This window comes from Pseudomonas sp. DW-iso3 (assembly GCF_058725305.1).
Genome location: NZ_JBZXDZ010000013.1, coordinates 1 through 23505 on the forward strand (window position 1 = coordinate 1; position 23505 = coordinate 23505).

Below are 23505 nucleotides of genomic sequence, written 5' to 3' on the forward strand. Positions count from 1 at the left end.
AGCACGACCTTGCCAAGGTCGGGGTCGCGAGTTCGAGTCTCGTTTCCCGCTCCAAGTTTAAGCAGTGTGGCTCTCGGGCGGCACTGAGTGAAACCAGGGCATGATCTTCGGATCTAACCTCTGGGCACTGAAATACACACCATGTGTTTCAGTTGTGTGTCCCCTTCGTCTAGTGGCCTAGGACACCGCCCTTTCACGGCGGTAACAGGGGTTCGAGTCCCCTAGGGGACGCCATTTGCGGGAATAGCTCAGTTGGTAGAGCACGACCTTGCCAAGGTCGGGGTCGCGAGTTCGAGTCTCGTTTCCCGCTCCATATTCAACAAAAACGCCGATCAGCAATGATCGGCGTTTTTGTTTGTGCGCGTTTTATCGTGCATTCGCCGCTTTGGCCAAGCGCAATGTGGCCTCGCGGATTTCTTCCTGGTTCAGCGATGCGAAGCCCAGGCGCAGCGCATTTTCCGCCTGGTCCATCGGTGAGAACTGTCGGCCGCTGCGGACGACCAGCCCGTGGTCCAATGCGCTTGCTACCATCCGGTCGACGTTTATCTGAGCGTCGAACCGCACCCATAGCGCCAGCCCGCCTTCTGGCTCCCGTACACTGATCCGCTCGCCGAACGCCTCATGCAGGCACGTCTGCAAGGTTTCACGGCGGGCGCGGTATTCCTTCGACACCCGGCGCAGATGTTTCTTGAGTTCGCCGTCGTTGATCAGGTCTGCGAGCATGGTTTGCGCGACTGCATCGGCATCGCCCAGCATCAATGCGGCGTTGCTGTGCAGGGCGTCGACCACCTGCGCGGGAGCCACCACATAACTGCAGCGAAACGTCGAGCCGAGGGCCTTGGATAAGGAGCCGATATAGATCACATGGCGCTGGGCGCGATCGCTTGCCAGGGGCAAGTAGGGCCGCCCATTGAAGTGATACTCGTGGTCGTAATCTTCTTCGATGATGCAGAAGTCGTGCAGCGCCGCCAATGCCAGCAACTGTTGCCGCCGTGCTGCGTGCAGGCTCACGGTGGTGGGGAACTGGTGGTGCGGCGTGAGATAGATCATCCGTACCTGATGTTCGCGGCACAGGCGGTCGATCTGGTCCGTGCGACAGCCTTCTTCGTCGATGTCCACCGTGACCAGTTGCGCGCCCAGCTTGCGGAAGATTTCCCACGCCGGTGGGTAACTCAGGCGCTCCACCAGGACCACGTCGCCGGGTCTGAGCAACAGGCTAGCGGTCAGGTACAGCGACATCTGGGTGCCTTGGGTCAGGCAGATGTTTTCGGCGCTGACCGTCAACCCACGGTTGTTGCGCAGCATCTCGGCCAGGGCGCAGCGCAAATGGTAGCCGGTGCCCTCGCTGCCGTAGCGCAGGGTGTTGGACGCGAAGCTGTTGCGTAGGGCGTTGCGGTAATAGCGGTGCAACACGGCTTGGGGCAGCAAGCGGTGGTCGCTGGTGCCGTTATCGAAAAACAGCGCGTCATGCCGATGATTCAGCGCGGTCACCTGGGCGTTCTGGGTGAAATACGCAGCGGTGGTCTGCGCCAGGATGGGCGGAGCGAAGGACGCTTGCGCGCGACTCGGCAGTTGTTTTGACGTCAACTGCGCATTGACGAACGTTCCGCGCCGCGGCTCGCTGACCAGCCAACCCTTGGTCAAGGCCTCTTCGTAGGCCAGGATCACGGTCTTGCGGTTGACGTCGAGCAACTGCGCCATCTCCCGTGTGCCCGGTAGCAAGGTGCCGGGCGCCAATCGTCCTTCCACGATTGCGGCCACCAGGCCTTCGGCAATCTTGCGGTAGGACGCCTGCCTGGCAGTGTCGTCCAGCTTGAGCAGCGGGCGCCATTTTCGCATCTGGACCATCTGAAGTATCCAAAACTGGAGGTTTTAATGGGCCTAGTCTAACGCAACAATCAAGCCTCACTCACCCCGAGGTTGTTATGAATACACGCCATATCGTCGAACTGTCCCCCTCGGGGAAAACCTTTGAGGCCGGTGACGAACTGTTGCTGGATGCGATGCTCGCCAACGGTTTGTCGGTGCCGTTTTCCTGCCGACGCGGGGCCTGTGGCTCATGCAAGGTGGTGGTCGCAGAAGGGACATACCGGGCCAAATACCTGGCGCCGGATGCACCCGCGCCGTGTTATCCGTTGGCAGCCAATGAGATGCTGTTGTGCCAGAGCCACGCCTGCGGCGACATGCGCCTGGAAATCCCCGGATGGTCGCTGGACACGCCCGTGCGGGTGGTCGAGGCGCAGGTCGTGAGCAAGCGCGCACTGAGCCCCGACATCATTGAACTGGTGATGATGCCGGACAGGCCGCTGGTGGTGCGGGCGGGCCAGTACCTCAAGTTCTGCCTGGTCGATGGCGACTCGCGGTGCTTCTCGATCGCTAACCTGCCGGCCGAAGACGATGGGCGCCTGGTGTTTCAGATTCGTCAGGTAAGCGGTGGGCTGTTTTCCGAGACGCTCCTCAGCGACCTCGATGCCGGTGATCTGTTGCAATTGGAAGGGCCGTTTGGTGCCTGTACCTGGCAGGAAACGGATGACAGCCCTGTCGTCCTGTTCGCCACCGGCACCGGTTATGCGGGCATCAAGCCGATCCTGCTGACAGCGTTGGCGCGCAACGTCGAGGTCACGCTGTACTGGGGAGGGGCGCAACCTGCGGATTTTTATGACCGTGCATTCCTGGCTGACGCGAGCGCCGCGCACCCGGGTTTTTGCTGGCATCCGGTGCTGGCGTCGCAGGGTAGGGTGCAGGAGGTTGCGTTGAGTCACGGGCATGCCTGGGAGCAAGCGCAGGTGTACGCGTGCGGTAACGCCGCAATGATCCGCCAGGCCCGCGAGCAGTGTCTCGACGCGGGCTTGCCGGCGCACCGGTTTGTTGCCGAAGCCTTTGTGCCCAGTGGTTGCTCAGGCGCGCAAACGCCCTTGCCCGCGTTTGACCCGATCTGGGAAAAAGTCGGCCCCCGCTACTCGTTTGACGGCATGCTGGCGGCACGTGACCAATCCATCCGTGCCCTGGCGGCGATTGCGAGCCGCCTCAAGGTTGGCATGACCACCGGCGAAGCCCTCGACATGGCCGCCGAACAGCTGCAGGCCATGGGCGCATCCCACACCTGGCATCCGACCTATATCCGCTTTGGCGACGACACGGTCCGGCCCCCCCGCGAAGGGATTGACCGCCAGCGCAGGCTGCGCACCTCCGATATCGCCGTGGTCGACCTGGGCCCGGTGTGGGACGGCTATGAAGGCGATTATGGCGATACCTTTGTGTTCGGTGATTCGCCGTTGCACCTGGCATGCCGCGCGGCACTGCACGAGGTCTTCGACGAGACCCGCGAAGCCTGGTTGCGCGGCCTCACCGGGCGCGAACTCTATGACTTTGCCGAGCAAAGCGCGGTGTCAAAAGGCTGGAGGCTGGCGCGCAATCTCGCGGGGCATCGCCTTGCGGATTTTCCTCACGCATTGTTCGAGTGCAAGGACCTGGCCGATCTGGAGATCCCACCGAGCGAAATGGCCTGGGTGCTGGAAATCCAGCTGTGCCATCCCACGGAACCGGTCGGTGGTTTTTTCGAGGATATATTGATGCTGCAAGCGTGAAGAGCCCGCCTTTGCGGCGGGCTGCTTTACATCAGCGCTTGGCTCAGAGCTTCGGCAGTTGGCCGATACGGCCCATCATTTCAGTCACGATCTGCAGGTCCAGCAGGAACTGGTCGACGGTCTTGAATTCGTTGTCGGTGTGCCCGGTGTACTTCACTTCCGGACGCGCCAGGCCGAATTGCACGCCGTTGGGCAGTTCATGCACGGAGGTCGCGCCGGCCGATGTGCCGAACGTGTGATCCATGCCCAGGTTTTCGCTGGCCACCGCCAACAGCGCTTTGACCCACTCACCTTCAGGGTTGCGGTACATCGGTTCGGCCACCGAGTAGGTGAAGTCCACCTTGACCTTGGTTTTCTTGTCCCAGGCGCTCAGCTTGTCGGCGATCTCGGCCTTGAGTTTTTCCGGCGACTTGCCCTTCGGCACGCGCAGGTTCACCGCCAGCTTGAAGGCTTTGTCATCCAGGCCGACAAAGGTCAGCGAAGTGGTCAGCGGGCCCATGAACTCATCGGAGAAGCCCACGCCCAGCTTGCCGCCCAAGTAGTCCAGGCCCCAGTTGTCGGATGCATAACGGGCGGCGTCAGTGATGTGGTTGTGCTTGAGGGCGATCTTGCCATCGACGCTGTGAATCAGCTCCAGCATGCGCGCCACTGGGTTGACCCCGGATTCCGGCTCGGACGAGTGCGCGGACACGCCGGTGACGGTCAGTTTGACGTCTTTGCCATCGATCTTGGTGGCCACTTCAAAATCACCACCGTTGCGCTTGGCGTATTCGGTGCCGGCCTTCTGCAGGCTGGCGGCCAATTCGGCAGGCTTGTCGCTGACGAACGTTGCCACCGAGGCCGACGGAATCTGGTTGGTGGCCATGCCACCGGTCATCGCGATGATTTCCGCGCCTTTGCCTTCACCCTTGCGACGCGGGAAGGTAGCCATCACCGTGCCGTAGCCTTTCTCGGCAATCACCACCGGGTAGCCGCCGTCCAGCGCCAGGTTGTACTGCGGTGTCGGGTTCTTTTCGAAGTAATACGGAATCGCGTCGCCGGAAGTTTCTTCGGTGGTGTCCACCAGCAGCTTGAAATTGCGCGCCAGCGGCAGTTTTTCTTCCTTGATCACCTTCATGGCATACATCGCTACCACGATGCCGTTCTTGTCATCCTCGGTGCCACGTCCGTACATGCGGTCGCCGATCAGCGTGACCTTGAACGGATCGAGCTTGGTGCCGTCTTTCAGCACCCAATTTTCCGGCGTCACCGGCACCACATCGGCGTGGGCGTGGATGCCGACCACTTCATCACCGCTGCCTTCCAGGGATATTTCGTACACACGGTTGTCGATGTTGCGAAAGTTCAGGTTAAAGGCCTTGGCCAGGTCCTGGATCTTGCCGGCAATCTTGATGAATTCCGGGTTCTTGTATTGCGGCAGACCGTCGACATTAAAGGTCGGGATTTCCACCAGCTCGCGCAGGGTTTCGGTGGCGGCCTTGCCGTATTTCACACGGGTGTAGATGCCGAGCAGGCGATTGATTTCGTTCTGCTGGTCGGCGCTCAGGGTTTTATTGTCGAGGAAGGCATTGATCGCCGGGCCCACGTCGCTGGTTTTGCCCATATCGCCCTTGGCCAGTGTGCCGAGGAAACCGCGAAAATCGGTGACGGACGTTTCGCTGAAACTCTTGAGAATCGCCGTGCTCTGGTCTGGAGTGATGTTAGCGAACGCGGGGCTGGATAGGGCCGAGAGGCTCGCGGCGAACAGGGTGGCAGCCGCCAATTGCTTGAGTGGGAAGTGCATGGAAAGACGCATTCCTTTGCAGGTAGTGAGTGGGAAGTTTCTGATCAATCTGTCAGAAACATTTCCACACACTACCACTACTCAGGTGCCACTGGTCAATGCTGGCCAGGGTGGGGCTCGGGGTACTCCTCGGTCACGTTCAAGGCTCTAGCGTAGGGCCCATCCCACAATTGCGCATGCAATTCCCCGACACGCTTGGCCATCGCTTCGCTGCGCATCACCACTTCCAGGTTGCGCGAATTATCCAGATACCCGCCCAACCAGTTGCTGGTGCCGATCCAGGCAACCTGGCCGTCGATCTCCATGGTCTTGCTGTGGATCACCCGCGCATACGGGATAAAGCCTTGCTTGGCTTGCGGCAGGGTGACGATCTTGACTTGGACGTTGGGCAACACCGCCAGGCTTTTGAGGTAGGGCAGTTCCAGCGCGTCGGTGTTCCAGTTGGACACCATCAGCTTGATCGACACCCCACGTGCCGCTGCCGCGCGCACGGCGTTGTCGATCACCGCGTAGTACGGACGCGTCTTGTCGGGTCCGTAGGACAGTGGCGCGTAGTCCAACAGTTGCACGCGCACCTCGTGCTTCGCTTCGTTCAGCAGGCGTGGCAGTTCCAACTGTGAGTCGCCCACGCCCGGTGGGTTGTAGCGTTGCGGGCTGGCGACCAGGTAGTTGCCGGTGCGCGGTGGTGCATTGCGTGTGACAGGCAGCGGCACCGGTTGGTTGTCGGTCAAGGCCTGCTGGGCTTTCCAGTCCTGCTCGAAGATCGCTTGCACCTGGCTTACCACGGTCGGGTCGGTGATGCGCAGCCCGGTTTCGTGGATGTGTTCCAGTGAACGCCAATCGAAATTCTGGCTGCCCACGAAGGCCTGCTTGCCGTCCACTACCAAGTATTTGGCGTGGATGATGCCGCCGCTCACGCGCGCGTAGGGCAACACACGAAAGGTCAGGTTGGGGATCGCCCGCAAGCGTTCCAGAGTGGAGGCTTCCGACAACTTGATGCCTTTTTCTTCCAGCAGAAAGCGAATCTTCACACCGCGTTTACCGGCGGCTTCCAGGCGTTCAATCACGCGGTCCATCACCGAGCCCGGATGATCGACGGCGTAGAATTGGCCGATATCGATGCTGCTTTTTGCACCGTCGAACAGTTCGCTCCATACCGGGCCCGGTTGACGCAAGTCGTCGGTACCGAGGGCGGTGTCCACCGGCACGGTGTGCACCAGTTCAAACCCCGGAATCGAAAAGTCCGCCTGGACCAGCGGACTCATGAGCAAGCCTGCCAGGCCTGCAATGCGCAATTTCAAGGAAACGGACATAGGGATTCCCATCGGAAAAGAAAAGCGGGCGCATTGCGCGCCCGCTGTTACGGTTACGCCGTGCGGCTGTGCAGCGGCGTCGGCACCAGGTGCGGCACTTCACTCTGCACGCGGGCGCCGGTGGCGGCGCGGATCAGCAGGATTTTCAGCTGATCGTTGATGCGTTCCAGGCTGTCCTGGAAGAAGTTGTGGAACACCACGCAGAACAGCGCGATGGCGATCCCCAGGCCGGTGGCGAACAAGGCCGTCCCGATACCACCGGAAATCTGCCCTGGATCAGACACACCCGCCGTGGCCAGCGCCTTGAAGGTGTCGATAATGCCGAGGATGGTGCCCAGCAAACCCAACAGCGGGGCGGCGGTGGTGATGGTTTCGATGATCCACAGGCTGCGGGCCAGTGGCGCACGAGTGGTCAGGTATTGGGTTTCGATCACGTCATCCAGGTCCTTGCGCGAACCTTGCGAGGCTTTCTGTGCCAGGACCGGCAACACCATGCTCAGCGGCAGGCTGTCACGGCGGATCAGGCTTTCCGGCAGGTCGCGCTCGCTGTGCACATTGGCGCCCAGCACCTCGGTCAGCGCACGGGCTTGCCTGCGTACATAGGCGAAGTAAATCCCGCGTTCGATGGTGATAAAGATCGCGATGGCCATCGCGGCATACATCACATAAAAGGTGATGTCGTGGAGCAGGTTCATGTCCATGTTCACTTACCTCGCAATTAGAAGTTGGCTTCCAGGGAAACCGTCACGGTGCGTTCCAGGCCTACGATGTAGGCAGGGTCGCCGTCGCGGAAACCGCTGTAGCTGGCCGCGTTGGTCTTGGTGGTGTAGACGCCGTCCAGGTATTTCTTGTCGAACAGGTTGTCGACGTTCAGGCGCAGGGTCGCGTCCTTGACCACCTTTTTGTCCACCGGCAGGTAAATACCCGCGCCGGCGTTGAACACGGTGCGGCCGGAGATGGCTTCGTCGTTGGTCAGGTCGCCGTAGAGCTTGCTGGTGTACTTGCCGCCGAAGGTGCCGTAGAAACGACCGTCGTCGTAGCCGATGTTGGCGGCCAGCATGTTTTTCGGCACGTTGGCGAACTGCTTGCCGCTGGTGGGCAACACGATGGCTTTGCCGGCGTTGTAGACGGTCAGGTCGTCTTGCTGCTCGGCCTTGGTGTAGGTGTAGGAGGTGTAGTAGTTGAAGTGATTCGGCAACAGGCCGCTCCACTCCAGCTCCAGGCCGCTGTTGTTGACGGAGCCGGCGTTGATGTCGGCGAAGTCGCCGTTGATGTCGCGCGACGACACCTGGCGATCCTTGAACTGCATGTAGAACAAAGTGGCGGCTACGGTCATGTCTTCATCGGTGTAACGCCAGCCCAACTCATGGTTCCAGCTGGTTTCCGGCTTGGAGTCGATGGAGCCGACGCCTTTGTCGTACAGCACGTAGTTCTGCGGGATGCGCATGTTGCGCGACAGGCTGTAGAACAACTGGTCGCGTTCGTCCAACTGGTATTTCAGGCCGGCGTTGGGCAGCAACTTGTTGTAGGTCTGGTTACGTTTTTCCGGCTGCTCGGTGAGGCTGCCGTGGTTGGTGCCGTCGCGCTTGACGTTCATGTAGGCCAGGCCCGCGATCAGGGTCCAGTCCGAGTTGATGTACCAGGTGTCCTGGGCCCAGACCTTCTGCGCCGGGGTGATGGTGAAGCGGTCGCGACCCTGGATGGTGTTGCCGTTGGCATCGGCCACGGCGTCGTTGGAATCCGGCCAGGTGTCCACCGGCTTGCCATTGGACTTGAGCGGAATGAACGGCTGGGTCTGGCTTTGGCGTGCGCGTTCGTACCAGTAGCCGACTTGCAGGCTGTGGTCGCCCAGGTCCCAGTTCAGTTTGGTGGTGATGCCCGGACGCCAGGTCTGGGTGCGCGAAGGGCGGTAGTACACACCGCTGTTCGGGGTGCCGTCGGCGTTGTATTGGGCGCCGGTGGGCAGGTTGCCCAGGTCGAATACGCCACCCTGGTTCGAGCCGCGGTTCAGCGCATAGCTGGACGAGCCGACACCGCTGCCGTTACCCCAGTAGTAATACGGGATCACCGACAGCGCGAGGTTGTCCGCCAGTTTGAACTGGGTATTGAGCACGGCGGTGAACGTCTGGAACGGGTTCTGCGCCAGCGCGTAGTAGCTGTTGTACTTGCCGTTGCTGCCCACGGTAGGTGTGGCGGGGTAGGGGTCGTACTTGCGGCCGTTCTGCTGGTACTGGGCCTTGGTCAGTTGGCTGTAGCTGTTGTTGTCCTGCTCGTGGTACTTGAGGATCAGGTTGGCGGTGTTGCCATCGCCGGCGTCGAAGAAGCTGTTCCATTCGACCTTGTCCGCGCGCACGGCGCCCGAACCGCGCCACATCTGGCCTTCGGTATGCGACGCCGACAACCAGTTGCTCAGGCCGTTGATCTCGCCGGTATTGAGACGGGCAAAGGTCTTGCGCGTGGCGTTGCTGCCCATCACCTGTTTGACGAATGCCCCGGTTTCCTTGGTCGGGCGAATGGTCACGATGCCGATGTTGCCGCCGCTGGAACCGATGTGCGGACCGTCGGCTTCCGAGGAACCCTGGGTGACGAAAATCTGCTCAATGTTTTCCGGGTCGCCCAACAGGTTGGAGTACAGCGCGTAGTTGCCCGAGTCGTTGATCGGCATGCCGTCCACCGACATTCCCACCTGGTCGGAGTTGAGCCCGCGCATGGTGAAACGAAAGCCGGACAGGCCAGTGTTGTCTTCGCTGGAAATGTTCAAGCCTGGGGTGTACTTGAGCTTGTCCACGGCGTTGCCGGTGGCGGTCTGTTTATCCAGCGCTTCCTTGGTTACGGTGGAGCGGCCCTTGATGCTTTCCTCCTGCACCATGTAGCCGCCACCTGCCGTGGCTTTGCCCTGAACCCCAATAGTCCCGACGTCGCTGTTGTTGGTGTCGGCCATGACCATTCCCTGGCCCATGCTTGCGGCAACGAGTGCCAGATGAATCCGTGTGAACCTCATCTCTGTCGTCCTGGTGTCGGGTGCTTATTGCACGCTGTAGTTGAAGGTGGCGGTGAAGCGCTGCTCATTGCGGCCCCCGAAGGCTTGCTCGGGGAACGGCTTGACTTGCTTGATGCGACGCAAGCTGTTGGTGGCGGCCCGGTTGAGCAACATGCTCGAGGCCTGGGTTTGCAAGCCGGAGTCGAGAACCCGGCCCTGGCGATCGACCAGCAACCAGACCACCACTTCGCCGGTCGGGCGTTCGAGGGAGGCCTGACGCCCGGTGGGATACTGCTTGTAGGTGTCCAACTCGTTGCGCAGCCCCTTGAGATAGCCGCCTTCCAGTGCTTGGCCATCGACCTTAGGTGGCGCAGGCGGCGCGGGCGTCGGCGCGACCTGTGCCACAGCCGCCGGTGCCGGTTTGGCAGTGACCGGTGGCGGAGCCGGTGCAGGTGTCGGTTGGGCGACTACGGGCTTGGGCACAGGTTTCGGCTTGGGCTCATGCTTGGGTTTGGGCAGCGGTTTTGGCGGCGGTGGCGGCGGGGCTGGCTCGGCCTCTTCATCCTCGATCACCGGCGGTGGCGGCGCTTGTTCCACCACCGGCTCCGGGATCACTTCCGGCTCCGGCTCGACCAACGCCAACTCGACCGCCGATTCGTCATAAACCGGCTCGACCTTCAACGTCTGGGACTGGATACCCACTGCAATCAGGACCAGGGCGATCAGGGCCGGAACGCTGCCCAGCAGCTGACGCGCACGAAACAATACGTACATGATCAGGACTTACGCGTAGCAATGGACACGGAGGTAAAGCCACCCAGGCGCAGGGTGTCCATCACTTCCACCAGGCGCGAAACCTCCACGCCTTTGTCGCTGTTAACGATGATGGTCGACTTGGTGTCGGGCTTTTCCGCCGCTTTCAGCGCCGGCACCAGCGCGTCGACCGTGAGGTCCTTGCCATCCAGTTGCAGTTGGCCTTCCAGGCCCAGTGTCAGGATGAATTTGTTCTGTGGTTTGAGCTGCTGCGAACTGCTGGCGCTGGGCAGTTGCGTCTTCATGCCGAGGGCCGGAATCACGTTCAGGCTCACGAGTACGAAAAACACCAGGAGGAACATCATCACGTCGATCATCGGGATCAGTTCGATGTGCGCCTTGCGTTTTTTCGGTTCGTCCCAGGTTCTCATTCCGCTACCCCGTTATTGAATTAGGGGCGACACGCTAACAACCAAAAATGACCGATTGGTTAACTTTAATTGACGTTTTGAGGGCTCTAGGACGCGTCTTACAGGCGAATCTCAAGACATTTTTGTGACGTAACAGAATTGACATGTGGCAGGAGCACTCTCAAAAACTTTACTTCGAGGGCCCCTGGAAATGAGCCGTGAGCTGCCACAAATATCCACGTCGCGACTGTTAATGCGCGCACTGGAAAACCATCAGGCCGAGACGTTGTGGGGCCTCGCCAACGGTCCGAACATCGCAGATAACACGGCGAGCATTCCCTCGCCTTACACCCTCGAAACGGCGCAGAACTTTATCGAGGGCATGCAGCAAAAATTTCACTCGGCCCACCTGTTGAGCCTGGGCATGCATCGGCGTGACTGCGGTGAACTGATCGGCATCGTCAGCCTGCGCATCAACCCGGCCCACCGCTATGGACATTTGGGCGGGTGGGTAGCGGCGGATGCGCGCAACCAAGGGTATGCAGCAGAGGCGGCGCGTGCGCTGATGGACTACGGTTTTGCCGAACTCGACCTGCACCGTGTGGGCAGCCAGTGTTTCAGTCGCAACAAAGAGTCGGCGCGGGTCATGGAGAAAATCGGCTTGCGGTACGAAGGCTGCATGCGCGGGGCGTTCCTCAAGAACGGCGTGCATGAGGACATGCTGGTGTTCGCCACGGTGCGTGAGGATTGGGAGTTACGGCGGTGAGTGGTGAGGTTGATCATGGCCGGCGCCGGGTGCTTGCCGGGCTGGCCGTCGCCACCACGTTTTCGATCCTCAGTCCGTTTGCGCGCAGCGCCGGAGTGGACTATCCGTTCACCCTTGGCGTGGCGTCCGGAGACCCGTTGCCCGACGGGTTTGTGATCTGGACACGCCTGGCGCCTTTGTTCAATGCCGCGGATGGCCGGGGTGGCTTGAGCCGATCGGTGCCGGTGCGTTGGCGGGTCGCCAGCGATGCCGCCATGAGCCGCGTGGTGCGCCAGGGCGAGGTCATGGCCAGCGAGCGCTGGGGGCATTCAGTGCATGTGGAAGTCGCGGGGCTGGAGGCGGGCCGGCCTTACTGGTATCAGTTCGAAGGGCTTGGGGCACAAAGCCCGGTGGGGCAGTCGCGCACGGCGCCGAACGTGCATGCCATGACGTCGGCGCGCCTTGGGTTTGTCTCGTGTTCCCACTGGGAACGCGGCTATTTCAGTGCCTATCGCCACCTGGCAGAGGAGCAGCCCGACCTGGTGTTTTTTCTCGGCGACTACATCTACGACAGTTCCTACGCGGCGGATTCGGGCAAGATCATTCGCTCCCACGGCAGCGGCAATGCAGTGAGCCTGAGCGACTATCGCAACCGCTATGCCCTGTACAAAACCGATCCGGATCTACAGGCCCTGCACGCCGCCGCACCGAGCGTGGCGACCTGGGATGATCACGAAGTGCAGAACGACTACGCCAACCGCTGGTCCCAGGATCCCAGGGTCCCTGTCGCACAATTTATGCAGCAGCGGGCGGCGGCCTACCAGGCTTACTACGAGCATATGCCGTTGCGTGCCAGCAGCTTGCCGAAGGGGCCGGACATGCGCATTTATCGACGCCTGGACTACGGCCGACTGGCCCGCTTCCACGTGCTGGACGGTCGGCAATATCGTTCCGAACAACCGTGCATTTTGGCCAATGGCAGTCACCAGGGGCATATTGCCGATAACCTCTGTCACGACTTGCGCGACCCTGGCCGAACCCTGCTTGGTTGGCAGCAAGAGGCCTGGTTGGACCAAGGGTTTGCCCAGTCGAAGGCGCAATGGAACATCATCGCCCAGGACCTGCTGGTGGCCCCGTTGACCCAGCGTGACCTGACCAACCACAAACCGGGACGTTGGACCGACGGTTGGGATGGCTACATGGCCAATCGCTCACGGATGCTGGCTTCCATCGAACGTAACCGGGTCAGCAACCCGGTGTTCTGGGGCGGTGATATCCATTCGTTCTGGGTGACGGATCTGCAGGCTGATGGCAACGACCCGGACTCGCAGGTGGTGGCCACGGAATTTGTCGGCACTTCAGTGACGTCCGACGGCCCGCCCTTTGACGCGTTCAGCAAGCTGCTGCCGCTCAACCCGCATGTGAAGTTTTTCGACAGTCGCCAGCGGGGGTATGTGTCGGTGGAGGTGGAAGCACACGAGATGCTCACGAACCTGCGTGTGATTACCGACCCCCACGACCCGGCGGCCACGGTGTCGACCCTCAAGTCATTTGTGGTGGAGTCGGGGCGGGCGGGGGCGATTGAGGTTTAAGCGATTTCGTAGCGCACCGACAGCGCACCCTTTTTCTCCGACAGGGCCAGGATGCTCACCTGGCCCAATTCGCTCAGCGCCTGCACGTGGGTGCCGCCGCAGGCATACGCGGGCAATTCGCCGAAGCCGACTTCGCGGGTGCCGTCTTCCAGGTTCATGTGGCGCGGGTAATCCGCGGCGATCCATTGGTTGACCTGTTGCTGGAGCGCCTCGGCTTCCATGGCTTGCGCCGCTTCGCCACGGATGAAGGTGATCTTGCCTTCGCCGGGCCAGTGATGAGCCTTGATCGGCATCCAGCCCAGGGCCTCGCCTGCGTTGCCGATCAGGTGCCCGGCGGAATGCAATCGGGTGTGTAACGTGCGGCGCTGTTCGTCGACCCGAGCGGTGATCGGACCGGGTTCCAATGGGCGGTCGACATAGTGCACCACGCGGTCGGCTTCCTGGGTGACGCGAAGTACAGTGCTTTCACCGAGCCAGCCGGTATCGAAAGGTTGCCCGCCGCCCTGTGGGTGAAAAATCGTCGACTGCAGGATGACTGCAAACTGCTCCCCGTGAGGTGTGCAACTCAACACCTCAAGCTCGGCAGTCAGGTGGTCGTGGGTAAAAAACAGGCGCTCGGTCATGATCTACATCCGCATCAGGGTTCTGCGGGCAGTATAAATAGTGCGTGGATAGGTGATAATCCATTCAATTATCAATGGACCTGTGCACCATGAGCATCAATCTTCCTTTGCCGCTGCTGGGCGAAATGGCGATTTTCGTCAAAGTGGTGGAAACCGGCAGCTTCTCCGAGGCCGCCCGGCAGCTGGGTGCTTCGCCTTCCTCGGTGAGCCGCAGCATTTCTCGCCTGGAGAAGGCCCTGGCGACGCGCTTGCTGCAGCGCACCACGCGAAAGTTGCGCCTCAGCGAAGGCGGGGAGGAGGTGTTCAAGCGCTGCCAGGAGATGGTCAGCGCGGCGCGCTCGGTGATGGAGATCAGCGGCCAGTTCACCCATGAAGCCGAAGGGCTGGTGCGAGTCAGCGTGCCCAAGGCGGTGGGGCGGTTTGTGGTGCACCCGCATATGCCGGAATTCCTGCGGCGTTATCCCAAGGTGGATGTGCAGTTGATCCTGGAGGATCGCCAGGTGGACATGATCGATGACAATGTCGACCTGAGCATCCGCATCACCGACAGCCCACCGCCGGGGTTGGTGGGTCGGCAGTTGTTGCCCATCGAGCATTTGCTGTGCGCGACGCCGCAGTACTTGGCCGCACACGGTACGCCGGGGCATCCCCATGATCTGCTGGCGCACAGCTGCATCTACCTGGGGGAGACACCCGGTGATTCACGCTGGAAATTCCGCCAGGCTGGCAAGGCCGTGACGGTTGCGGTGCGCGGGCGTTACGCGGCGAACCACACCGGGGTTCGGCTGGATGCGGTGTTGCAGCATGTGGGTATCGCCAGCTTGCCGTATTTCACGGCGCGCCACGCGTTGGAGGAGGGGCGGTTGGTACAGGTGTTGCCGGCGTGGGACTTTATTGCGTCCTACCATGGCGAGGCGTGGTTGCTGCATTCGCCCACGCGGTATCTGCCGCCGAAGTTACGGGTATTTATCGATTATCTGGTGGCGTGCATGGCGAAGGAGCCGACGTTGCGTCGGCCCATTCCAGGTCGCTGATCAGTGCTTGCTCTGGTCGTCCGGCATGGCCAGTAGCTGCTTTTCCTGGTTCCAGTCGAACGGTTCGTCGTTCTGTTCGGCTTCGAAGCGACGTTCTTCCAGCGCCTGGTACAGGTCCAGTTCTTCGTCGGGCATGAAGTGCAGGCAGTCACCGCCAAAGAACCACAGCAGGTCGCGCGGCACCAAGTGGGCAATCTGCGGGTAACGCAGGATGACCTGGCTCATCAGGTCCTGGCCCAGGTACTGGCTTTCGATCGGGTCGATCGGCAGCAGGGCGCGCAATTCGTCGAAGCGCTCCAGGAACAGTGAATGGCTTTCCTCGGGCACCTGTTCGGCTTCGCCGACGGCAACCAGGATGCTGCGCAGGTGGTCGAGCAAGACGAGATGATCGGCAACGACGTTGGACACGAGATAAGTCCTCTAAAGCAAAAACGGGCGCGAGAGTATATAGCTCTCGCGCCCGTATTTATATGACCACTGGGATCAGCGGACTTTACCCTCAGCCTGGGTCAGCTCTTCCTTGCTGAAATCGTCCACGTCGATCACCTTGCGCCGTGCCGCTTCCGCCTCACGCAAGGTGTGCGCTTCGGCCGGCTGCAACACGCCTGCGTGCAGCGCGGCGTCGATGGCGTGTTCCCCGGCAGTCGGCTTGACCTGCCCGCTCTTGAGTGCCATGTGCAGTTTCTTCTGCAGCGGATGGCTGGCGCCGAGCAGGTCGTAGGCATGTTGCAAGGCGCCTACCGGATCTTCCGCCGATTGCGGTCGGTAGCAGCCGGCCAGCAACTCTTCCAGGGTCGGGTCGCCCTTGGCACGGCCGATCACCGCAGCCACTTCGGCATCCAGCGCATCCGACGGCCCGGTATGGCGACGGCCGAACGGGAACACGATCACCCGCAGCAGGCAGCCCAGCACCTTGTTCGGGAAATTGCTCAGCAGTTCATCCAGCGCACGTTCAGATTCGCCGAGGCTTTCTTCCATGGCCCAGGCAAACAGCGGTTCCAGGTGATCCGGCGAATCCAGGTCGTGATAACGCTTGAGTGCGGCCGACGCCAGGTACATATGGCTCAGTACATCACCCAGGCGTGCCGACAAGCGTTCGCGACGCTTCAACTCGCCACCCAGCAGCATCATGCTCAGGTCAGCCAGCAGCGCGAATGCGGCAGCCTGGCGGTTGAGTGCACGGAAGTAGCCCTGGCTCAAACGATTGCCCGGCGCCTTCTCGAAATGCCCCACCCCGAGGTTCAACACCAAGGTACTGGCGGCGTTGCTCACGGCAAAACCGATGTGTTGCATCAACAGCCCATCGAACTCCTTCAATGCCTGGTCATGGTCGTCGCGACCGGCCAGGGCCATTTCCTTGAGCACGAACGGATGGCAGCGGATCGCGCCCTGGCCGAAGATCATCAGGTTGCGCGACAGGATATTCGCGCCTTCTACGGTGATGAAGATCGGCGCGCCTTGCCAGTTGCGGCCCAGGTAGTTGTTCGGGCCCATGATGATGCCCTTGCCACCGTGCACGTCCATGGCGTGGCTGATGCACTCGCGGCCGCGTTCGGTGAGGTGGTACTTGAGGATCGCCGACAGCACCGAGGGTTTTTCCCCCAGGTCGACGGCATTGGCGGTGAGCATGCGTGCGCTGTCCATCAGCCAGGCGTTGCCGCCGATACGCGCAAGGGCTTCCTGGATACCCTCGAAGGCCGACAGCGGCACATTGAATTGCTCGCGCACCTGGGCGTATTGGCCGGTCACCAGGCTGGTGAACTTGGCCGCGCCGGTACCCACGGCGGGCAGGGAGATCGAACGGCCCACCGAGAGGCAGTTCATCAACATCATCCAGCCTTTGCCGAGCATTTCCTGGCCACCGATCAGGAATTCCAGGGGGATGAACACATCCTTGCCGGCGTTGGGGCCGTTCATGAAGGCGGCGCCCAAAGGCAGGTGGCGACGGCCGATTTCCACGCCGGGGGTGTCGGTGGGGATCAGCGCCAGGCTGATGCCCAAGTCTTCCTCTTCACCCAGCAGATGGTCCGGGTCGTGGGCCTTGAAGGCCAGGCCGAGCAAGGTCGCAACCGGGCCGAGGGTAATGTAGCGTTTTTCCCAGTTCAGGCGCAGGCCGAGTGTTTCCTTGCCTTCCCATTCACCTTTGCAGATCACGCCAGTGTCCGGCATCGCGCCCGCGTCGGAGCCGGCCAGTGGGCCAGTCAATGCGAAGCAGGGGATGTCATCGCCACGGGCCAGGCGCGGCAGGTAGTGGTTGCGCTGTTCTTCGGTGCCGTAGTGCAGCAGCAGTTCGGCCGGGCCGAGAGAGTTGGGCACCATCACGGTCGATGCCAGGTCACCGCTGCGGGTGGCGAGCTTCATCGCGACCTGGGAGTGGGCATAGGCGGAGAAGCCCTTGCCGCCATATTCCTTGGGAATGATCAGGGCGAAGAAACCGTGGGTCTTGATGTGTTCCCAGGCCGCGGGCGGCAGGTCCATGGCCTGGCCGATTTCCCAGTCGCTGACCATGGCACAGAGTTCTTCGGTGGGGCCATCGATAAACGCCTGTTCTTCTTCGGTCAGTTGCGCCTTGGGGTAGGCCAGCAACTTGTCCCAGTCCGGGCGACCGCTGAACAGTTCGCCGTCCCACCAGACGGTGCCGGCGTCGATGGCATCGCGCTCGGTCTCGGACATCGGCGGCAGGACTTTCTGGAACCAGCTGAACAGTGGCTTGGTGAAGTATTGGCGGCGCAGGTCGGGCAGCAGCAGGGGAGCGGCCACCAAGGCGATCAACACCCAGAAGATCAGCAGCAGCCAACCCGGTGCATGGCTCCAGGCGCCCATCGCCAGCAGGTAGACGGCGACCACGCCCAGGGCGGGCAGGGGCGCGACGCGGCGGTGTGCGAGGTAGGCAATGCCGACCACCAGCACCAGTATCCACAACAACAGCATATTCAATCCTCCGTGAAAACAGGGGCGAAACCACCAGGGAGCTTAGTCGGCATCCGAACAAGCGGGGTGATCAGGGTGTAACGAGATTTGGCCGATTCGTCGTTATCTCCAAGACAGGCCTGTGGTTAGACTCCAGGCTTCCTTCGGAGATAAAGCTCATGGATACCTACCTGAGTCCCAGCCGCTTCATCGATAGTGACCACCCTGCGGTGGTGGAGTTCGCCGAAAAACACCGTGGAACCCGTAGGGATTTTAGTGACCAGGCAGTCAGCCTCTATTACGCCGTGCGTGAGGCGATTCGCTATAACCCCTATACCTTCAGCCGCGATCCAGACACATTAAATGCCAGCTTCGCCCTGTCCACCGGCGAAAGCTATTGCGTGCCCAAAGCCACCTTGCTCGCCGCCTGTGCCCGCCACTGCGGCATTCCGGCGCGCATCGGCCTGGCGGATGTGCGCAATCATTTGTCGACGCCACGCCTGATCGCGTTGCTCAGGAGTGATGTATTTGCCATGCACGGTTATACCGAGCTTTACCTCAACGATCGTTGGGTCAAGGCCACGCCGGCGTTCAACCAGCAACTGTGCGATGTGTTCGATGTACCGCCGTTGGATTTCGACGGCCTCCACGACAGCGTCTTCCACGCGTTCAATCGCCAAGGCCAGCGATCGATGGAGTACGTGGTGGACCACGGGCAATTTCCTGACGTGCCCGAGGCCTTCTTCTTCGCCCACATCCAAGCGTGTTACCCCCATCTGTTTGCCGAGGATATGCCGCCGTTACTGGGCGACATGCAGAGCGATTTGAGCCGCGTGTGAACCGGCGTATGCTGCTGCCTTCATCTAGCCATGTTCATCAACAACAAAGGCGCGGTCATGCTGAAAATCTGGGGTCGTAAAAATTCATCAAACGTCAGGAAGGCACTGTGGTGCGCCGAGGAACTCGGCCTGGACTATGAAGCAATTGATGCGGGCGGGGCTTTTGGTGTGGTCGACACGCCGCAATACCGGGCGTTGAACCCCAACGGCCGGGTGCCGATGATCGAAGACGGTGACTTCGTGCTGTGGGAGTCCAACACCATCGTGCGCTACCTCTGCGCCAAGCAGGCTTGCCGCTGGTATCCGACAGACGTGAAAGCCCGCGCCAACGCGGAAAAATGGATGGACTGGACCACGTCGACCTTTGCCGAACCGTTCAAGATCGTGTTCTGGGGCGTGCTGCGCACCCCGGCGGAAAAACAGAACTGGGACACCATCCACGCCGGTCGCCAGGCCTGTATCGATGTGCTCAAAACCGTTGATGAAGCGCTTGCTACACAGCCGTATCTGTCGGGCAACGAGATCGGCATGGGCGATATCCCGTTGGGCAGCTTTATCTACGCCTGGTTCGAAATGCCCATCGAACGGCCCGCAATGCCCCATCTAGAGGCCTGGTATGCGCGCCTGCAGCAGCGTCCGGCTTACCGCAAAGCGGTCATGACCGCGTTGACTTAATACTGACTATTAATACAGGTGACTGTACTTGTGCGGCGCGGGCAAGCACCATGCTTGTCATGCGCCGCCGTTGAACTACCTGGGCTGCGCCCTCATCTACTCTTTCTATTCCCTTCTTTGGTGCGTAATCCGATATGAGTTCCGCTCTGTCCATCCGGCAGCTAACCAAAACCTACGGCAACGGTTTCCAGGCCCTGAGTGGTATCGATCTGGACGTTGCCGAAGGTGACTTCTTCGCCTTGCTCGGCCCCAATGGCGCCGGCAAATCCACCACCATCGGTATCCTCTCGACCCTGGTCAACAAGACCAGCGGCACGGTGAATATCTTCGGCCATGACCTGGACAAATCCCCGGCGGCGCTCAAGCGTTCCATCGGCGTGGTGCCCCAGGAATTCAACTTCAACCAGTTCGAAAAGACCTTCGACATCGTCGTGACCCAGGCCGGCTACTACGGCATCCCGGCGAAAGTCGCCAAGGAACGCGCCGAGCAGTACCTGACCCAACTGGGCCTGTGGGACAAGCGCGATGTGCCGTCGCGTTCGCTGTCCGGCGGCATGAAACGCCGGCTGATGATCGCCCGCGCATTGGTGCACGAGCCGCGTCTACTGATCCTCGACGAGCCTACTGCCGGCGTGGACATCGAACTGCGTCGCTCGATGTGGACTTTTCTCACCGAGCTGAACGAGAAGGGCATCACCATCATCCTCACCACCCACTATCTGGAAGAGGCTGAGCAGCTGTGCCGCAACATCGGCATCATCGACCACGGCACCATCGTCGAAAACACCAGCATGCGAAACCTGCTGGGTCAGTTGCATGTGGAAACCTTTTTGCTCGATCTGAAAAACAACTTGTCGGCGCCGCCGCAACTGCTCGGCTACCCGAGCCGCCTGGTGGACAGCCACACCCTGGAAGTGCAGGTGGACAAGGCCATGGGCATCACCGCGTTGTTCACGCAGTTGGCAACCCAGAACATCGAAGTGCTGAGCCTGCGTAACAAAACCAATCGCCTTGAGGAGTTGTTCGTGTCCCTGGTGGAGAAAAATCTGGCGAAGGTGGCGGTATGAGTTCCGAACTGCAACCCAACCTCGTCGCGCTGCAAACCATCGTCTATCGCGAAGTGAAGCGCTTTACCCGGATCTGGCCGCAGACCCTGCTGCCGCCGGCGATCACCATGGTCCTGTACTTCGTGATCTTCGGTAACCTGATCGGCCGCCAGATTGGTGACATGGGTGGCTTCACTTACATGGAGTACATCGTGCCGGGCCTGATCATGATGTCGGTGATCACCAACTCCTACGGTAACGTGGTCTCCAGTTTCTTCGGCAGTAAGTTCCAGCGCTCCATCGAAGAACTGATGGTGTCGCCGGTGTCGCCCCATACCATCCTGATCGGCTACACCCTCGGCGGTGTGCTGCGTGGGTTGATGGTGGGCGTGATCGTCACCCTGTTGTCGCTGTTCTTCACCCACCTGCAGGTGCATCACCTCGGGGTCACCATTCTGGTGGTGGTACTGACGGCGACGATCTTCTCGCTGCTGGGTTTCATCAACGCCGTGTTTGCACGCAACTTCGATGATATTTCGATTATTCCGACCTTCGTGCTGACGCCGCTGACCTACCTGGGCGGGGTGTTCTACTCCATCAGCTTGCTGCCGCCGTTCTGGCAGACCGTGTCGTTGGCCAACCCGGTGCTGCACATGGTCAACGCCTTCCGCTACGGCATCCTGGGGGTGTCGGACATCAAGATCAGCGTGGCGATCACGTTCATGTTGGTGGCGACCGTTGTGCTGTATATCGGTTGCGCGAAGTTACTGGTGAGCGGACGCGGGATGCGCACGTAAGCGCTGACCTGAACGCGGTCAAAAATGTGGGAGCGGGCTTGCTCGCGAAGGCGGTATGTCAGTTACAGAATGTACTGACTGATCCACCACCTTCGCGAGCAAGCCCGCTCCCACATTGGTTTTGTGTAAGGGCTTCAGACCTTCAGTGCCAGTTCGATCAGCCTATGCAGCTCTTCAACCGTCAGCGGCGTGGTCGAGAATAGAATACGAAACACCGTTGGCGCCGCCAGCAGATTGATCAGGTGATCCACGCTCGGCGGGCTGCTGTCCGGATAGCGATCGACAATCGCCTGAAACTGCCCGCTCAGGATGCTCACGCAATAGCCTGGCGTCTGGCTGCACTGCACATCCCGCATCATGTTCCGTCCAGGCTCCGAACTCATCTCATCCAGATACTGCTCGGCCCAGGCCTGCAGGTCACCGCGCAGGCTGCCGGTATTCGCCGGCTCGCTGTCCGGGCGCATCCGCGCCAACGCCACATCCGCCAGTAGCACAGAAAGATCGCCCCAACGCCGGTAGATGGTCGAGGGCGTAACCCCCGCGCGCGCAGCGATCATCGGCACAGTGACGCTGGAGCGCTCATGGGCTTCCAGCAGTTCACGCACGGCTGAATGGACGGATTCTTGTACCCGGGCACTACGGCCCCCCGGGCGGAGGCCTTCTTTTATCGCCATGATTGTGACCTTAACACAAAGAATTTGCTTTAAGCCTGGCCTGGTAGCACACTGCACAAAAGCAAAATATTAGCTTTAGCGGAGCGTGCGTATGTCCAACCCGATTTCTCAGCGTTCCAGCCTGGTGTTCCTCGCGATCACCTTGCTGACGTTTCTCGCCGCCTCCAGTGCGCCGACGCCGTTGTATCACCTGTATCAGGAGGGCCTGCATTTTTCCGCAGGCATGCTCACGCTGATCTTTGGCGTCTATGCGCTGAGTCTCCTGGTGGCGCTTCTGACTGTTGGCTCACTGTCGGACCATCTGGGGCGCAAGCCGGTGATTTTTACCGCGTTGATCTTGAACATGCTGGCGATGCTGCTGTTTATCAATGAAGGCAGCGTGGCCTGGTTGATTGCCGCGCGTACGCTGCAGGGCTTTGCTACGGGCATGGCCACTGCCGTACTGGGCGCGGCACTGCTGGACACGGATCGCCAGCAAGGCCCACTGGTCAACAGCGTAGCGCCGTTGCTGGGCATGGCCTGCGGTGCGATGGGCAGCAGTCTGCTGGTGGAGTTCGCGCCGCTGCCGACCCAGTTGATCTACTGCACGCTGCTCGTGCTGATGCTGCTGCAGGCCGTTTACGTATGGCGCCTGCCGGAAAGCGTCAGCCGTATCCCTGGCGCACTGGCTTCGCTGCGCCCGACCTTGCACGTACCGCCCCAAGCGCGCCGGGCCTTGTGGTTGTCGCTGCCGGTGGATGTGGCGGTGTGGGCGATGGGCGGGTTCTACCTGTCCCTGGCGCCGTCACTGGTACGAACCGCCACCGGTTCGACCTCCAACCTGATCGGTGGCGGCCTGGTGGCGGTGTTGACCGTGAGCGGCGCATTGATGATCTTCACGCTGCGCAATCGCCCAGCCGACAAAGTGCTGCGCCTGGGGGCCGGCTTGCTGGCAGTGGGTGTGGCGCTGATCCTCACGGCCGTGCACAGCGCCAGCGTGCTGCTGTTTTTCATCGCCACCCTGATCGCCGGCAGCGGTTTTGGTGCGGGCTTCCTCGGTGCCCTGCGCAGTGTGGTGCCACTGGCCTTGCCCCATGAGCGCGCGGGTTTGATGTCGGCGTTCTATGTGCTGAGTTACCTGGCGTTCTGCCTGCCGTCTTTGCTGGCGGGCAACCTGATTCGCCGCTTTGGTCTGATCGTCACCACTGACGGCTACGGCGCGGTACTCATCCTGCTGGCCCTCGGCGCACTGGTCGGCCTGCTGTTGCAGGATTCGGCGCGCGCCAGGGCGACGACAGGCGGCTGATGAGTAATAATCGCCTTCCGCATCGCCTGATTGAGATTCAAGCATGAAGATCATCCGCAGCAAGGACTTCACCGGCAGCCGGGCCTGGGAGGCGCTGGACATCGCCAACATGAACGGCATCACCACGCGCCTGCACTGGACCGACCAGCCGTACCGCTGGCACGTCAATGACGGCGAAGAAGTGTTTGTGGTGCTGGATGGCCGGGTGCAGATGCACTATCGCGACAATGGCTTCGAGCAGGTGGCGGAGCTGGCCGTCGGCGACATCTTCTACGCCAGTGTCGGCACCGAGCACGTGGCACATCCCCAAGGCCCGGCGCGCATCCTGGTGATCGAAAGCGAAGGCAGCGTTTGACCCCTATATTGGTAAAGTAGATAACAGATAGAGATATTACCCGTTATATAGATATTCGATCAGGTTCTACCATGGTCTCAACCTCATGCGAGGAAGAGGATTGC

At 60.9% G+C, this 23505-nt stretch carries 21 protein-coding genes and 2 tRNA genes; 12 read left to right on the top strand and 11 right to left on the bottom strand.

What is annotated here, in order from left to right:
* Positions 1 to 158 precede the first annotated feature (158 nt).
* Both AC4PS7_RS28225 and AC4PS7_RS28230 read left to right on the top strand, forming a co-directional pair.
* Positions 159 to 234: transfer RNA gene (locus AC4PS7_RS28225), tRNA-Glu, on the top strand.
* Between the two features lie 3 nt (positions 235 to 237).
* Positions 238 to 313 (top strand) — tRNA-Gly (locus AC4PS7_RS28230).
* A gap of 53 nt (positions 314 to 366) precedes the next feature.
* Here AC4PS7_RS28230 and pdxR read toward each other — a convergent pair.
* Complete coding sequence (gene pdxR, locus AC4PS7_RS28235; protein WP_021492125.1) at positions 367 to 1848, bottom strand: MocR-like pyridoxine biosynthesis transcription factor PdxR; 1482 nt, start codon at positions 1846 to 1848, stop codon at positions 367 to 369.
* 77 nt (positions 1849 to 1925) lie between these two features.
* Between pdxR and AC4PS7_RS28240 the strand changes: the two genes are divergently transcribed.
* Positions 1926 to 3587, top strand: a complete 1662-nt coding sequence (locus AC4PS7_RS28240) for a M24 family metallopeptidase (RefSeq protein ID WP_305378233.1) — start codon at positions 1926 to 1928, stop codon at positions 3585 to 3587.
* Positions 3588 to 3630: 43 nt separating this feature from the next.
* On the opposite strand, the gene AC4PS7_RS28245 is transcribed toward AC4PS7_RS28240, so the two are convergent.
* From AC4PS7_RS28245 to AC4PS7_RS28270, 6 genes are all read right to left on the bottom strand, one after another.
* Positions 3631 to 5370, bottom strand: a complete 1740-nt coding sequence (locus AC4PS7_RS28245; RefSeq protein WP_485621540.1) for a dipeptidase — start codon at positions 5368 to 5370, stop codon at positions 3631 to 3633.
* A gap of 95 nt (positions 5371 to 5465) precedes the next feature.
* The gene (locus tag AC4PS7_RS28250; protein WP_010211664.1) at positions 5466 to 6683 is read right to left on the bottom strand and encodes a phospholipase D-like domain-containing protein; all 1218 of its coding nucleotides are present in this window, start codon (positions 6681 to 6683) and stop codon (positions 5466 to 5468) included.
* Positions 6684 to 6736: 53 nt separating this feature from the next.
* Complete coding sequence (locus tag AC4PS7_RS28255) at positions 6737 to 7384, bottom strand: MotA/TolQ/ExbB proton channel family protein (RefSeq protein ID WP_029529194.1); 648 nt, start codon at positions 7382 to 7384, stop codon at positions 6737 to 6739.
* Positions 7385 to 7401: 17 nt separating this feature from the next.
* On the bottom strand, positions 7402 to 9684 hold the full coding sequence (locus AC4PS7_RS28260) for a TonB-dependent receptor (protein WP_021492120.1): 2283 nt from the start codon (positions 9682 to 9684) through the stop codon (positions 7402 to 7404).
* Between the two features lie 24 nt (positions 9685 to 9708).
* Entirely contained in the window at positions 9709 to 10437 is a 729-nt protein-coding gene (locus AC4PS7_RS28265) for an energy transducer TonB family protein (protein ID WP_010211659.1), read from the bottom strand.
* A 2-nt stretch (positions 10438 to 10439) separates the two neighbouring features.
* A complete protein-coding gene (locus AC4PS7_RS28270) occupies positions 10440 to 10847 on the bottom strand; it encodes an ExbD/TolR family protein (RefSeq protein WP_005786670.1) in 408 nt (135 codons plus the stop codon).
* A gap of 190 nt (positions 10848 to 11037) precedes the next feature.
* Between AC4PS7_RS28270 and AC4PS7_RS28275 the strand changes: the two genes are divergently transcribed.
* Entirely contained in the window at positions 11038 to 11592 is a 555-nt protein-coding gene (locus AC4PS7_RS28275) for a GNAT family N-acetyltransferase (RefSeq protein ID WP_029529193.1), read from the top strand.
* Positions 11589 to 13163, top strand: coding sequence for an alkaline phosphatase D family protein (locus AC4PS7_RS28280; protein WP_492179867.1), 1575 nt, complete (start codon positions 11589 to 11591; stop codon positions 13161 to 13163). Before AC4PS7_RS28275 ends, AC4PS7_RS28280 begins: the two co-directional genes overlap by 4 nt.
* Here the strand turns inward: AC4PS7_RS28280 and AC4PS7_RS28285 are convergent.
* Entirely contained in the window at positions 13160 to 13786 is a 627-nt protein-coding gene (locus AC4PS7_RS28285; protein WP_021492118.1) for a serine-tRNA(Ala) deacylase AlaX, read from the bottom strand. The two genes, AC4PS7_RS28280 and AC4PS7_RS28285, sit on opposite strands and share 4 nt — an antisense overlap.
* Positions 13787 to 13875: 89 nt before the next feature.
* Here AC4PS7_RS28285 and AC4PS7_RS28290 point away from each other — a divergent pair, with 89 nt between their 5' ends.
* On the top strand, positions 13876 to 14820 hold the full coding sequence (locus AC4PS7_RS28290) for a LysR family transcriptional regulator (protein WP_010211654.1): 945 nt from the start codon (positions 13876 to 13878) through the stop codon (positions 14818 to 14820).
* On the opposite strand, the gene AC4PS7_RS28295 is transcribed toward AC4PS7_RS28290, so the two are convergent.
* Positions 14821 to 15228: a PA2817 family protein gene (locus tag AC4PS7_RS28295; RefSeq protein ID WP_010211653.1), complete on the bottom strand. Its 408-nt coding sequence runs from the start codon at positions 15226 to 15228 to the stop codon at positions 14821 to 14823. It lies immediately after the preceding gene.
* A 75-nt stretch (positions 15229 to 15303) separates the two neighbouring features.
* Positions 15304 to 17751: an acyl-CoA dehydrogenase gene (locus tag AC4PS7_RS28300; RefSeq protein ID WP_205517972.1), complete on the bottom strand. Its 2448-nt coding sequence runs from the start codon at positions 17749 to 17751 to the stop codon at positions 15304 to 15306.
* Between the two features lie 158 nt (positions 17752 to 17909).
* On the opposite strand from AC4PS7_RS28300, the gene AC4PS7_RS28305 reads away from it, so the two are divergent.
* The 4 genes from AC4PS7_RS28305 (at position 17910) to AC4PS7_RS28320 (ending at position 21087) form a co-directional block, all read left to right on the top strand.
* Entirely contained in the window at positions 17910 to 18569 is a 660-nt protein-coding gene (locus AC4PS7_RS28305; protein WP_198581533.1) for a transglutaminase-like domain-containing protein, read from the top strand.
* A gap of 57 nt (positions 18570 to 18626) precedes the next feature.
* A complete protein-coding gene (locus AC4PS7_RS28310; RefSeq protein WP_010211650.1) occupies positions 18627 to 19244 on the top strand; it encodes a glutathione S-transferase family protein in 618 nt (205 codons plus the stop codon).
* Positions 19245 to 19378: 134 nt separating this feature from the next.
* On the top strand, positions 19379 to 20311 hold the full coding sequence (locus AC4PS7_RS28315) for an ABC transporter ATP-binding protein (protein WP_010211649.1): 933 nt from the start codon (positions 19379 to 19381) through the stop codon (positions 20309 to 20311).
* The gene (locus AC4PS7_RS28320; protein WP_010211648.1) at positions 20308 to 21087 is read left to right on the top strand and encodes an ABC transporter permease; all 780 of its coding nucleotides are present in this window, start codon (positions 20308 to 20310) and stop codon (positions 21085 to 21087) included. Before AC4PS7_RS28315 ends, AC4PS7_RS28320 begins: the two co-directional genes overlap by 4 nt.
* A gap of 134 nt (positions 21088 to 21221) precedes the next feature.
* Here AC4PS7_RS28320 and AC4PS7_RS28325 read toward each other — a convergent pair whose 3' ends face one another.
* The gene (locus tag AC4PS7_RS28325; RefSeq protein WP_021492115.1) at positions 21222 to 21761 is read right to left on the bottom strand and encodes a TetR/AcrR family transcriptional regulator; all 540 of its coding nucleotides are present in this window, start codon (positions 21759 to 21761) and stop codon (positions 21222 to 21224) included.
* 91 nt (positions 21762 to 21852) lie between these two features.
* Here AC4PS7_RS28325 and AC4PS7_RS28330 point away from each other — a divergent pair, with 91 nt between their 5' ends.
* Both AC4PS7_RS28330 and AC4PS7_RS28335 read left to right on the top strand, forming a co-directional pair.
* On the top strand, positions 21853 to 23046 hold the full coding sequence (locus tag AC4PS7_RS28330) for an MFS transporter (RefSeq protein WP_492179868.1): 1194 nt from the start codon (positions 21853 to 21855) through the stop codon (positions 23044 to 23046).
* Between the two features lie 43 nt (positions 23047 to 23089).
* Positions 23090 to 23401: a cupin domain-containing protein gene (locus tag AC4PS7_RS28335; RefSeq protein WP_010211643.1), complete on the top strand. Its 312-nt coding sequence runs from the start codon at positions 23090 to 23092 to the stop codon at positions 23399 to 23401.
* Positions 23402 to 23505 lie beyond the last annotated feature (104 nt).